A 12,056-nucleotide genomic window follows, 5' to 3' on the forward strand; every position below is an offset into this window, starting at 1 on the left:
CGACGGGCTGGAATCCCCAAGGGGTTCCAGCCCGTCCGGCGTTTGTCTTGCGGTCTCAGACCAGCACCTTCTCCGGCTCGGGCTCCGGCTCCGGCGCGGTCACCCGGCGCAGCGTCAGCGCCGCAAGTACCGCTGCCGCCAGGAGAATCGCCGCCCCCGCGAGCGCGGCGACGTGCATGCCGCTCGTGAATGCCTCCCGTGCCGCCGTGATCAGGCCGGAAGCCGTCTCGCCCGGCAGTTCCCGTGCCACGGCCAGTGCGCCGCCCAGCGTCTCTTGGGCCTCGGCCGGAGCGCCGGCCGGGATGTCTGCGCGGTAGACCGCGTTGCCGATCGAGCCGAGCAGCGCCATGCCGAGCGCGCCGCCGAACTCCTGCCCGGTCTCCAGGAGGGAGGACGCCGAGCCCGCCTTCTCCGTGGGGACCGAGCTCAGGGCCAGGTCGGTGAGCTGTGAGCCGATGACCACCGCGCCGCAGGCGAGGAGCGCGGCCGCCGCGAGGACGGTCCACAGCGCGTCGGTGCCGGTCAGGGTCAGCAGGCCGTAGCCGCTCGCCGAGACGACGAAGCCCGTGGCGACGACGTGCGCTCGGTTCATCCCGCGCTGCACGAGCGCCGTGGCCACCGGTGCCGCGAAGCCGATGAGGACCGAGGGCAGCAGCGCCCACAGCGCGGCCTCCATGGCGCTCTTGCCGAGGACGGACTGCAGATACTGCGTGGTGAAGTAGGCCGAACCCATCATCGCCAGCGAGGAGATGAGGTTCAGGAGGACCGCCGGAGCGAAGCCGCGGCCCCGGAACAGCGCGGGGGAGATCAGCGGGGACGCCGTGGTGCGCTGGCGGTGGACGAACAGGGCGGCGAAGCCGAGCCCCACGGCGAGCGAGACGACGTACGCGGTCTGGAGTCCCTCGGCGGCGATCTCCTTGAGGCCGTAGACGACCGGCAGCACGGCGGCCAGGGACAGCGGGACGCTCAGCAGGTCGAAGCGGCCCGGGTTCGGGTCCCTGGACTCCGGGATGAGGACCGGCGCGAGGAGCAGGAGCAGGGCCATCGCGGGCAGGTTGACCAGGAAGATCGAGCCCCACCAGAAGTGCTCGACGAGGATCCCGCTCATCACCGAGCCGAGCGCGATACCGGCGACCATCACTCCGGACCAGATGCCGATGGCCTTCGCGCGCTGCCCGGCGTCGCGGAACATCGTGCGGACGAGCGCCATCGTGGACGGCATCAGGGTCGCGCCGCCGATGCCGAGGACCGCGCGGGCCGCGATCAGGAGCTCGGCGCTGTTCGCGTAGGCGGCGGTCAGCGAGGCCGCGCCGAAGGCCGCGGCGCCGAACAGCAGCAGCTTGCGGCGGCCGATGCGGTCGCCGAGCGAGCCCATCGTCATCAGCAGGCCGGCGAGCACGAACGCGTAGATGTCGAAGATCCACAGCTGCTGGGTGCCGCTCGGATCGAGGTCCGCGCTGATCGCCGGGACCGCGAAGTACAGGACCGAGACGTCCATCGAGACCAGGAGCAGCGGCAGCATCAGGACGGCGAGCGCGGTCCACTCCTTGCGGCCTGCGCGCTCCGGTATCCGTGAAGGCGCTTGTTCGTGCGTCGAGTTCGTCATGGGCAGGACTGTACGGACGTCTTAAACGATTGTCTAGTACGAGCGTATAAAACGTTGGTCTGGGACGTCCGTATGGATCGGCGGTAGGCTGCCCGCATGGGACACCGTGAAGATCTGCTCGAAGGCGCCAAGCGCTGCCTGCTCGACAAGGGGTTCGCGCGGACGACGGCGCGCGACATCGTGAAGGAGTCCGGGACGAATCTGGCGTCCATCGGCTACCACTACGGCTCGAAGGACGCGCTCCTCGTCGAGGCGTACGTCGCGCTCGTCGAGCCGATGGGGGAGGGCTTCGAAGGTGCGGTCGGCGCGGCGCGGGCCGCGGAGAGCGGCGGCCTCGACGGGTTCCGCGAAACATGGGCGAACGTCATCCGCTCGATCCCCGAGTCACGGGCGATCTGGATGCTCAGCCTGGAGGTCATCACGCAGGGGGAGCGGCTCGCGGGCATTCGCGATCTGCTGGCCAAGGCTCAGGTGGAGGGGCGGCGCGGGCTCGCCGCGATGTTCACCGGGATCGAGGAGGCCGATCTTTCCGATGACGTCGTGGACACCGAGGGGCGCTTCTATACGACGCTGCTCAACGGCCTGATGATGCAGTGGCTCTTCGACGAGGCGTCGGCGACCGACGCCGAGCAGCTGACCGAGGGGCTGCGGCGGGTCATGGAGCGGATGTCGGCCACGTGAGAGGCAGACGCTGCCCGGACATGATCACGCCGCGCTAACCTGTCCGCATGGGTTTTGTCATCAAGGTGCAGCTCTCGCGCACTCGCTCCGCGCGCTGACCGACGCAGGCCTCCTGCGACGGTCAGCGACGTCGTCCGCGTTTGTGCCTCCCTGATGACCACTAGGACCACACCATGACTCCGCAGCCCACGTTTGCCTTCATCCCCGGCGGCTCCAGCAACGCCCAGGCCTGGGGCCCGCTCCAGAACGAGCTCGCGCTGCTCGGCCACCGCTCGTACGCCATCGACCTTCCCGGGCACGGCAGTTCGGCCGACCGCCCCGCCGAGTACCACCGTTCGCCGCAGGACCTCAAGGCGCTCGCAGTCGCGCCCTCGCCGATGAAGGGCATCTCGCTCGACGACAACGTCCGGCATGTCGTCGGCATCGTCTCCCGGCTCGCCGCGCACGGCCCTGTGGTGCTCGTCGCCAACAGCTTCGGGGGCATCACGCTCAGCGCCGTCGGCAACGCCGTGCCCGAGCTGCTGCACCGCATCGTCTACATCTCGGCCGCCTGCCCGACCGGATTCACCACGCCGGACGAGGAGCTCCACCCGGCCGAGCACGACGGCAATCTCCTGGACGCGGCGGTGGCGAAGATCGCCGTCGGCGACATCGCCGCGCAGGGCTTCGCCCGGTTCAACTGGCGTGCGGCGCACGGCGATCCGGCCCTCTTCGCGGAGCTCAAGGCCGCCGTCATGGCCGACGGCACCGACGCCCAGTACCGCGCGCTGCTCGACGGGATGGACCCGGACGAGAGCTACGACGTGCTCGGTCCGGACAGCGTCATACGCGCGGACCGCTGGGGGCGCGTACCGCACACCTATCTGCGGCTCACCGAGGACCGCAGCATCCCCCTGCACGTACAGGACCGCATGATCGAGGAGGCCGACCAGGTCACCCCGGACAATCCGTTCGACGTCCGCTCGCTGGCCGCGTCCCACGTCGGATACTTCAGCAGGCCACGGGAGTTCGCCGAGATCCTCGCCGGGCTTCGGTGACGCGTCAGCCGGTGAACCCCGGCACCACCAGGCCTGATTCGTACGCGATCACCACCGCGTGGGTCCGGTTCTGCGCACCGAGCTTGGTCAGCACGTTCCCGACGTGCGTCTTCACCGTCTCCAGGCTCACCATGAGCGACTGCGCGATCTCCGGGTTGGACAGGCCGGTGGCCATCAGCCGCAGCACCTCCTCCTCGCGCTCCGTCAGCGCCGCCTTCGGCAACGCCTCGGCGGAGCCCAGCGGGCGGGCGGCGACCATCCGGCGCAGGGCCGCGGGGAAGAGGATCGCCTCGCCCGCCGCCACCACGCGTACCGCCTCGGCGATCTGCCGGACCGGAAGCCGCTTGAGCACGAACCCGCTGGCCCCCGCGCTGAGTGCGGCGGTGACGTAACCGTCGTTCTCGAAGGTGGTGATGACCACGACCTTCGGCGGTTCGGCCGGTTCGGCCGGTTCGGCCGGCTCGGCGAGGAGGTGCCGGGTGGCCTCGATGCCGTTGCGACGCGGCATCCGTACATCCATCAGGACCACGTCGGGGCGCAGCCGCCGCGCCTGTTCGACGGCCTCGACGCCGTCGGCGGCCTCCCCGACCACTGTGATCCCCGGCTGCGCCGCGAGCAGGGTGCGCAGACCGCTGCGGGTCACCTCGTCGTCGTCCGCGATCAAGAGGGTGACGGGGGCACTGGCCGGGGTTGCGGTGACGGCCGGGCTCGCGTCGGAGCCGGTCATGCCGACACTCGTACCGGCAGCCGGACCGCAAGGCGCCAGTGCCGCGGCCCGTCCGGGCCGACCTCGATCTCACCGTGCAGCAGCCGCACGCGCTCGGCGAGGCCGGGCAGGCCGTGCCCGGACGTCCGGAAGACACCCGCGCTCGTACGCATGCCCGCGCCCGCCCCATTGACCACACCGAGCTCGAGGCGGTCCGGCAGGGCCGCCACCCGGACCCCGATCGGACCGCCCGTCCCGTGCCGCAACGCGTTCGTCAGACCTTCCTGCAGGATCCGGTACGAGGCCCGGGAGAGCGTCCCCTGCACCTGCGCCAACTCGCCCGAAAGATCCACCTCGAGGACCGCGCCCGCGTGCCGCAACCGGTCGAGCAGCTCGGGCAGATCGGCCAGGGTCCGCGTCGGTGCCGTCTCCGCCGTCTCCTCGCGCAGTACGCCCAGTACGTAATCCAGGTCCTCAAGCGCGGCCCTGGCCGACTCCTCGATGCTGCGCAGCGCGGCCCGCGCCGCCCCCGGGTCGGCGGAAAGGACCTCGCCCGCGACCGCCGCCTGGATCGTGGTCGCGGTCAGCGTGTGCCCGATCGAGTCGTGCAACTCGTGGGCCAGCTTGTTGCGTTCGGCGAGGCGCTGCTCCCGCTCGGCCATCAGCGCGAGCCGCTCGGCCGACGAAGGACCCAGGAGCCTGGGCGCCAGCCACCGCAGCACGCCCGTCACCACCACGCACACGACCGCCGCGAGCAGCAGGCAGCAGAGTGCCACCGCCCAGCTCCGCCAGCCGCCGTCGGACCGCAGCGACCGGCCGAACAGGCTCAGCCCGGCTTCGGCATCGAGCCAGTTTCCGGGGAGGGCGATCCCCATGAGGATCAGCACGCCGCTCGTCAGCGCACCCGTCCACCCCAGCGCCACGTGCAGCAGCAGCCAGAGGGGAGTCCGCCAACGGTCGGCGCCGGACGGCTCGGCGGCAGGGTCCGGCAACGGCACCCTCAGCAGTCGGCGGGCGAACGCGATCAGCGCCCGCCGCGTGGTGCGGGCCAGACCGGCCAAGCCGATCAGTGCCGCCCAGATCAGGAGGACCAGGACGGCCTGCACTCCATAGGGAGCGGATGGCCACGCCAGTGTCGGCAGCAGGGCGAAAGGCAGCAGCGGAAGGCTCGCCAACGCGCCGCAATAGGCGAACAGCATGCCCGAATACGTGGAGCCGCTCAGCAGCGGCCGAATTCCCCTGATCATGATCGCCCCAGTATGACCGGGCGGCTCACCGGTGACCTCCCCCGATCGAGGGAGCAATTTCTCCCGCCTTCCCGCGATGTGCATCCGCGACCCCGAAGTCAGGATCGTGCCCTGAGCAGTTGAGCGGAGGACGTCTGATGAACACGTACGGAATAAGGACGAGCATCACTGTGCGAAACACGCGAATTGCCTCTCTCATCGCCGTCGGCACCGTGGCGACTTTCCTTTTGGCACTTACACCTGCAACGGCCCCCGCCCCTTCTGGATCTGAGGCATCCGTGGCCAAGGACCCTCTGCGGCAGTACACGCAACAGACGCCGCGGTGGCAGCGCTGCGATGCGAAGAACCCCGCCACCTATCAGTGCGCGACACTCAAGGTGCCGCTGAACTACGGCAATTCCGGAGGCAAGAAGACGGACATCGCGATATCCCGGATCAAGGCAAGCAGCGCAAAGGAACGTCGCGGCGTTCTGCTGCTCAACCCCGGCGGCCCCGGCGGTCCTGGCCTGGATTTGCCCGTCAGCGGGGCAGCGGACTTCCCCGAGGAAGTGAAGAGGCGGTACGACCTCGTCGGGTTCGACCCGAGGGGCGTCGGGCAGAGCTCGCCCGTCAGCTGCGGTCTGACCGGCGACGAACAGGACATGGAGCGCCCGTACAAGACCGAGACGTTCGCGAAGGATGTGCAGTGGGCCCGCACGGTCGCCGCCAAGTGCCAGGCCAAGGAAGGTGACAGGCTGCGCCACCTCACCACCCGCAACACCGCTCGCGACATGGACGTCATCCGTGCCGTGCTTGGGGAGAAGAAGATCTCCTACATGGGGTTCTCCTACGGCACCTACCTCGGCGCCGTCTACGCGCGGATGTTCCCCCGGCGAACCGACCGGTTCGTCCTGGACAGTGCGGTCGACCCCGCGCGGTACGGGCGGGGCATGTTCCAGGCGATGGGGGAGAGGGCCGAGCCCGCCTTCACGCGATGGAGCGAGTGGACTGCCCGGCGGCACACGACGTACGAACTGGGCCATACCCCGGCCGAGGTCCGGAAGACGTTCTGGGACCTCGTCGCCCAGGTCGACCGCACACCCATCGACCACGGCGGGACGCTCCTCACCGGTGACACCATCCGCGCTCAGCGCGCCACGTTCTCCCGTGTCCAGAAGGCCGCCACATGGGTCGCCGAGCTGAAGAAGGCGGCCGAGGGCAAGAAGGCGGCCGAGAGCAAGAAGGCGGCCGAGGGCAGGAAACCGGATCCGTCCGGCGCGTCCGAGCAGGTCCCGGGCTCCCTCCGGCAGGCGTCCGCCCGCGACGTCCCCCCGGACAATGAAACCGCCAGCGCCTGGGCCGTCCTCTGCGCCGACACCCGCACGTCGTGGCCGCGCGACCCCGAGCAGTACCGCCGCGACGCGATCCGTGACAAGGATCGATATCCGCTGTCCGGCGACTTCGAGTCCAACATCAAGCCGTGTGCCTTCTGGAAGCCGGGCAGTGAACCCAGGACAACAGTGACCAACAAGGTCCGTGCACTCATCCTGCAGAACGAGTGGGACCCGGCGACGCCCCTGGCCGGCGGCCAGGCCATGCACCGGGCCCTGCGCGGATCCCGGATGGTCACCGTCGCCGGCGGAGAGGGGCACATCGTCAACGGCACCAACTCCTGCGCGGACAACAGCGCCACGGTCTACCTGACCACGGGCCGACTCCCGGTCAAGGACCTGACCTGCCGAGCGCCCTCACAGTCGTGACGACTTCAGGACCATGTGAAGGAGCAGCCGGTCCTCGCCGTCGTCCAGGTCGAGGCCCGTGAGCTGCTCCACGCGCGACAGGCGGTAGTAGAGCGTCTGCCGGTGGATGCCCAACTCCGCCGCGGTGCGCCCCGCTTGGCCCGCACAGTCCAGGAACACCTCGGCCGTGCGGGCCAGTTCGCGGTGTGCGGGGGAGAGTAGATCGCGGGCCACCGGGTCGTGTGCGGCCTCCGCGGGCAGGGCGGTGAGCAGGCGGTAGGGGCCCATGTCCGACCACTGGGCCACCGGGGCGAAGCGCGGTTCGGCACTGGCCGCGCGGGCCGCCGACGACGCCTCCCACCAGGCGGCGCCGAGCTCGTCGAGGCCATGCCGGGGGTTCGCGATGCCGGCCGCGGCGGGGCCCGCCGTGCTCGCGGCCCCCGCCGACTCCAGGAGCCGCGTGGCCGCCGACTCCGCCGGAGTCAGCACATCGGCCGAGCGCAGCCGGACCAGGACCGCGAGGCTCTGGCCCGCCGTGCCCCACGGCACCGTGCACAGGGCGGTCGCCCCCTGCACCGTACCGACCGAAGGGGCGTCGTCGGGGTTGGCGGAAGGCCAGGGGGCGACGCACACCACCGCGTGCAGGCCCTCGCCGCGCGGGCCGAGGGCCGTGCGCAGGTCCGCCACCGCCATGTCGCGCTGCCAGCCCCGCTCGGCGGTCAGGACCGCACGGAACTCGCGGGTCAGATCCGCGCCGGCCTGCGCCTCGTCGGCGAGCAGCGCGCCGATCCGGGCGGCCACCTCCATGGCCGCGCCCAGCTGGGCCTCCGTGGGCCCCGGCTCGTCGTCGAGCAGCCACACGTACCCCAGGACGAATCCCCGATGGCGTACGGGAAGGCAGATCCGGCCGCGGTAGACGCCCGCGTCCGCGGCGGGCGGGATACGCACCGGGGCCGTCGCGCGGGTGATGCCGAAGCCCTCGAACCAGGCGCGGACCCCGGCCGTGGAGCGGCGCGTGAGGATCGACCGGGTGCGGACCGGGTCGAGGGCCGCCGCGTCGAAATCGCTGTCGCCCCCGCTGTCGTGCGCGCCGAAGGCAATCAGCTCGAAGTCGCGGTTCTCCAGCGTCGCCGGGGCGCCGAGCAGGGCCGAGATCTCGTCGACCAGTTCCTGGTAGTCGCCTTTCACGCTGTCCATTCTGACGCAGTTCGCCCTTGCCTTCAGACAGATGTCTGAGATCCAGGGCACGGATGCGTGACAGGTGTCGATGGCCCAGGATCGGAGGGATCCTTAAGTTTCACGGTGGTTCTCCGTGCCGTACCGGTTCGTTCCGCATATCCGGGTACGGCCCCGTTCTACTCCCCGTGGAGGTGCCCGTGCTGGGTCCCGTGATCCTCGCCGCGTCACGCAGCGACAAGATGCGCCGTTTCGTATCGGCGGCCCCCGGCACCAAGCAGGTCGTCGACCGCTTCATCGCCGGCGAGACGGTGGACCAGGTCGTGCCGATCATCACGGACGCCGTCGACAAGGGCCTCGAGGTCACCCTCGACGTCGTCGGCGAGGACATCACCACGCCCGAGCAGGCCTCCGCCGCCCGCGACGCCTACCTGGAGCTCGTCGAGCGCCTCAAGGACCTGGGCCTCGGGACCAAGGCCGAGATGTCGATCAAGCTGTCCATGTTCGGCCAGGCGCTTGAGGGCGGCCACGAGCTGGCCCTCGCGAATGTCCGTCCCGTCGTCGAGGCCGCCGCCGCGATCGGCACCACGGTCACCCTGGACGCCGAGGACCACACCACCCTCGATTCGATGTTCGCCATCCACGAGGAGCTGCGGAAGGACTTCCCGCAGACCGGCTGCGTCATCCAGTCCTACCTCTTCCGCACCGAGGACGACGCCCGCCGCCTGGCCGCCGCGGGCAGCCGCGTACGCATCGTGAAGGGCGCCTACAAGGAGCCCGCCGAGGTCGCGTACCAGGACAAGGCGGAGATCGACAAGGCGTACGTCCGCATCATGCAGATCCTGATGGAGGGCGACGGGTATCCGATGATCGGCTCCCACGACCCGCGCCTGATCTCCATCGCACAGGAGCTCGCGCGCCGTGCCGGGCGCAAACTGGATGAGTACGAGTTCCAGATGCTGTACGGCATCCGCAGCGACGAGCACCTGCGGCTCGCGGCCGAGGGCCACCGGATGCGCGTCTACACCGCCTACGGCACCGACTGGTACGGATATTTCATGCGCCGCCTCGCGGAGAAGCCGGCCAACCTGCTCTTCTTCGCCCGCTCCATCCTCACCAAGGGCTGAGCTCCCTTTCCCCCGACCCCCCTTAAGGAGATACGGAACTCATGGACTCTGTGACCCAGGTCCCCGCGCCGGTCAACGAGCCGGTGCACGGCTACGCCCCCGGTTCCCCGGAGCGTGCCCGCCTCGAGACCAAGCTCAAGGAGCTCTCCGAGAACCCCATCGAGCTGCCGATGACCATCGGCGGCGTCAAGCGCCTCGGTGGCGGTGAGCCCTTCCAGGTCGTGCAGCCGCACAACCACCAGGCCGTCATCGGCAACGGCCGCGGCGCCAGCCAGCAGGACGCCCAGGACGCGATCGACGCCGCCCTCGCCGCCGCCCCGGCCTGGCGCGCGATGTCCTTCGACGACCGCGCCGCGATCATCCTGCGCGCCGCCGAGCTGCTCTCCACGACGTGGCGCGAGACGCTCGCCGCGTCCACCATGCTCGGCCAGTCGAAGACCGCCCAGCAGGCCGAGATCGACACTCCCTGTGAGCTCGTCGACTTCTGGCGCTTCAACGTCAAGTACGCCCGTGACCTGCTCGCCGAGCAGCCCGTGGCGAACTCGACCGGCGTCTGGAACCGTCTGGACCACCGCCCGCTCGAGGGCTTCGTCTACGCGATCACGCCGTTCAACTTCACCGCGATCGCCGGCAACCTGCCGACCGCCCCGGCCCTCATGGGCAACGTGGTCGTCTGGAAGCCGTCCCCGACGCAGACGCACGCCGCCGTGCTGCTCATGCAGCTCCTGGAGGAGGCGGGCCTGCCCAAGGGCGTCATCAACCTGGTGACCGGCGACGGCATCGCCGTCTCCGAGGTGGCCCTTAACCACCGCGACCTGGCGGGCATCCACTTCACCGGCTCGACGAAGACCTTCCAGCACCTGTGGAAGACGGTCGGCGAGAACATCGCGAACTACCGCACGTACCCGCGTCTGGTCGGCGAGACCGGCGGCAAGGACTTCGTGGTCGCGCACCCGAGCGCCGACCGCGCCGTCCTGAAGACGGCCCTGACCCGTGGCTCCTTCGAGTTCCAGGGCCAGAAGTGCAGCGCGTCGTCGCGTGCCTACGTCCCGGCCTCGATCTGGAACTCCGGTTTCAAGGAGGAGTTCGCTGCCGAGGTCGACGGCATCAAGATGGGCGACGTCACGGACCTCTCCAACTTCATCGGAGCGGTCATCGACGAGCGCGCGTTCGCCAAGAACAAGGCGGCCATCGACCGCGCGGCGGCCGACCCGACCTGCACGATCGTCGCGGGCGGCACGTACGACGACTCGGTGGGCTACTTCGTCCGCCCGACCGTCGTCGAGTGCTCGGACCCGGCCAACGAGGTCTTCACGACCGAGTACTTCGGCCCGTTCCTGGCGATCCACGTCTACGAGGACGACAAGTACGAGGAGATGCTGACCCAGATGGAGTCGGCATCGGACTACGCCCTGACGGGCGCGGTCATCTCCAACGACCGCGCCGCGGCCGCGTACACGATGGAGAAGCTCCGCTACGCCGCGGGCAACTTCTACATCAACGACAAGTCGACCGGCGCCGTCGTCGGCCAGCAGCCCTTCGGCGGCGGCCGCGCTTCTGGCACCAACGACAAGGCGGGCGCCCCGCAGAACCTGCAGCGCTGGACGCTGACCCGCGCCATCAAGGAGACGCTGGTCCCGCCGACGGACTACTCGTACCCGCACATGGGCTGACGCCCCCCTCGGGCTTCGCCGCCCGTCCCCTGAACCCCGCCTCCGATCTGGGCCCCACCCCGATCGGAGGCGGTGTTGTCTCCGCCGCGGTCAGGCGAGGGCGTCGACCACGATGCGGGTGATGTCCTCGGCGATCCGGTCCTCGCCGGGCGTTTCCGGGTCGAGGCGGGTCGTGTACACGGAGATGACCAGGGGCGCCCGGTCCGGCGGCCAGGTCACGGCGACGTCATTGACCCCGCCGTAGGCGGGCGTACCGGTCTTGTCGCCGACCCGCCAGCCCTTCGGAAGGCCGGCCCGGATCCGCTTGTCGCCCGTGGTGTTCTCCAGGAGCCAGCGGGTCAGCTGTCCGCGGTCGAGCGGGTCGAGGGCGTCGCCGAGGACGAGCTTGTCGAGGTTCGCGGACATCGACGCGGGGGTCGTGGTGTCCCGCGGGTCGCCGGGGATGTTGGTGTTGAGCTCGGGCTCCCACCGGTCGAGCCGGGTGCGGGAGTCGCCGAGGGACCGCGCGAACGCGGTGATGCCGGCCGGGCCGCCCATCCGCCGCATCAGCAGATTGGCGGCGGCGTTGTCGCTGTAGGTGATGGTCGCGTCGCACAATTCCCGTACGGTCATGCCGGTTTCGAGGTGCAGCTCGGTCCTCGGCGATGCCGTGACGAGGTCCTCACGCGTGTACTCGACGAGTGCGTCGAGCAGACCAGGCTCCTTGTCCCGCGCCCTGCGCAGGATCTCCGCGGCGGCGAGCACCTTGAACGTCGAGGCGATCGCGAAGCGTTCGTGCTCGCGGTAGCCGATGGACGCGCCGCTGCCGGTGTCCAGGGCGTGCACGCCGATGCGGCCGGGGTAGTCCTTCTCGAGCTCGCGCAGCTGCCTGCGTACGTCGGGGAAGGCGCTCGCACCCGCGGTGCCGGGCACGGAGAGGAAGACGGGAGTCAGGGCCGCGGCGCCGATGAGCGTCCTGCGGGAGAGGGTCATGCGGGAGGGGGCTAAGTTCATGATCCCGACCGTATCGGGGCGGCGAGGCGCCGGGCGAGGAAGTCGTCGATCAGCGCGCCGATCTGCGCGGCGTGCGTCTCCAGAGCGAAGTG

The 12,056-nt window shown here is 70.2% G+C and carries 10 protein-coding genes; 5 read left to right on the top strand and 5 right to left on the bottom strand.

Features of this window, described 5'->3' with window-relative positions; translation table 11 throughout:
* Positions 1-55 precede the first annotated feature (55 nt).
* Positions 56-1,606 carry an MFS transporter gene (locus OG453_RS26480; RefSeq protein ID WP_266871012.1) on the bottom strand — a complete coding sequence of 517 codons (1,551 nt, stop codon included), beginning with the start codon at positions 1,604-1,606 and terminating at the stop codon, positions 56-58.
* A 96-nt stretch (positions 1,607-1,702) separates the two neighbouring features.
* Between OG453_RS26480 and OG453_RS26485 the strand changes: the two genes are divergently transcribed.
* On the top strand, positions 1,703-2,287 hold the full coding sequence (locus OG453_RS26485) for a TetR/AcrR family transcriptional regulator (protein WP_266871013.1): 585 nt from the start codon (positions 1,703-1,705) through the stop codon (positions 2,285-2,287).
* A gap of 173 nt (positions 2,288-2,460) precedes the next feature.
* The gene (locus OG453_RS26490) at positions 2,461-3,324 is read left to right on the top strand and encodes an alpha/beta fold hydrolase (protein WP_266871014.1); all 864 of its coding nucleotides are present in this window, start codon (positions 2,461-2,463) and stop codon (positions 3,322-3,324) included.
* A gap of 4 nt (positions 3,325-3,328) precedes the next feature.
* Here the strand turns inward: OG453_RS26490 and OG453_RS26495 are convergent, their stop codons facing one another.
* Complete coding sequence (locus OG453_RS26495) at positions 3,329-4,051, bottom strand: response regulator transcription factor (RefSeq protein WP_266871015.1); 723 nt, start codon at positions 4,049-4,051, stop codon at positions 3,329-3,331.
* Positions 4,048-5,277: a sensor histidine kinase gene (locus tag OG453_RS26500; protein WP_266871016.1), complete on the bottom strand. Its 1,230-nt coding sequence runs from the start codon at positions 5,275-5,277 to the stop codon at positions 4,048-4,050. The genes OG453_RS26495 and OG453_RS26500 overlap by 4 nt, the downstream gene beginning before the upstream one ends.
* A gap of 137 nt (positions 5,278-5,414) precedes the next feature.
* On the opposite strand from OG453_RS26500, the gene OG453_RS26505 reads away from it, so the two are divergent.
* Positions 5,415-7,016 carry an alpha/beta hydrolase gene (locus tag OG453_RS26505; protein WP_266871017.1) on the top strand — a complete coding sequence of 534 codons (1,602 nt, stop codon included), beginning with the start codon at positions 5,415-5,417 and terminating at the stop codon, positions 7,014-7,016.
* Here OG453_RS26505 and OG453_RS26510 read toward each other — a convergent pair.
* Positions 7,005-8,192 (bottom strand): CdaR family transcriptional regulator, encoded by a 1,188-nt coding sequence (locus tag OG453_RS26510; RefSeq protein WP_266871018.1) that lies wholly within the window; start codon positions 8,190-8,192, stop codon positions 7,005-7,007. The genes OG453_RS26505 and OG453_RS26510 overlap by 12 nt on opposite strands.
* Positions 8,193-8,371: 179 nt before the next feature.
* Between OG453_RS26510 and OG453_RS26515 the strand changes: the two genes are divergently transcribed.
* Together OG453_RS26515 and pruA are read left to right on the top strand one after the other, a co-directional pair.
* Positions 8,372-9,298 carry a proline dehydrogenase family protein gene (locus tag OG453_RS26515; RefSeq protein ID WP_266871019.1) on the top strand — a complete coding sequence of 309 codons (927 nt, stop codon included), beginning with the start codon at positions 8,372-8,374 and terminating at the stop codon, positions 9,296-9,298.
* 41 nt (positions 9,299-9,339) lie between these two features.
* Positions 9,340-10,971, top strand: coding sequence for an L-glutamate gamma-semialdehyde dehydrogenase (pruA, locus tag OG453_RS26520; protein ID WP_266871020.1), 1,632 nt, complete (start codon positions 9,340-9,342; stop codon positions 10,969-10,971).
* 90 nt (positions 10,972-11,061) lie between these two features.
* On the opposite strand, the gene bla is transcribed toward pruA, so the two are convergent.
* On the bottom strand, positions 11,062-11,964 hold the full coding sequence (gene bla, locus OG453_RS26525; protein WP_266871021.1) for a class A beta-lactamase: 903 nt from the start codon (positions 11,962-11,964) through the stop codon (positions 11,062-11,064).
* Between the last annotated feature and the right edge of the window lie 92 nt (positions 11,965-12,056).

Origin of the sequence: Streptomyces sp. NBC_01381 (genome assembly GCF_026340305.1) — a bacterium.
Classification (GTDB): domain Bacteria; phylum Actinomycetota; class Actinomycetes; order Streptomycetales; family Streptomycetaceae; genus Streptomyces.

Excerpts from the sequence above, each read along its gene's own strand:
- OG453_RS26480 (WP_266871012.1), bottom strand. The coding sequence starts at position 1,606 with ATGACGAACTCGACGCACGAACAAGCGCCTTCACGGATACCGGAGCGC.
- OG453_RS26485 (WP_266871013.1), top strand. The coding sequence starts at position 1,703 with ATGGGACACCGTGAAGATCTGCTCGAAGGCGCCAAGCGCTGCCTGCTC.
- OG453_RS26490 (WP_266871014.1), top strand. The coding sequence starts at position 2,461 with ATGACTCCGCAGCCCACGTTTGCCTTCATCCCCGGCGGCTCCAGCAAC.
- OG453_RS26495 (WP_266871015.1), bottom strand. The coding sequence starts at position 4,051 with ATGACCGGCTCCGACGCGAGCCCGGCCGTCACCGCAACCCCGGCCAGT.
- OG453_RS26500 (WP_266871016.1), bottom strand. The coding sequence starts at position 5,277 with ATGATCAGGGGAATTCGGCCGCTGCTGAGCGGCTCCACGTATTCGGGC.
- OG453_RS26505 (WP_266871017.1), top strand. The coding sequence starts at position 5,415 with ATGAACACGTACGGAATAAGGACGAGCATCACTGTGCGAAACACGCGA.
- OG453_RS26510 (WP_266871018.1), bottom strand. The coding sequence starts at position 8,192 with ATGGACAGCGTGAAAGGCGACTACCAGGAACTGGTCGACGAGATCTCG.
- pruA (WP_266871020.1), top strand. The coding sequence starts at position 9,340 with ATGGACTCTGTGACCCAGGTCCCCGCGCCGGTCAACGAGCCGGTGCAC.
- bla (WP_266871021.1), bottom strand. The coding sequence starts at position 11,964 with ATGAACTTAGCCCCCTCCCGCATGACCCTCTCCCGCAGGACGCTCATC.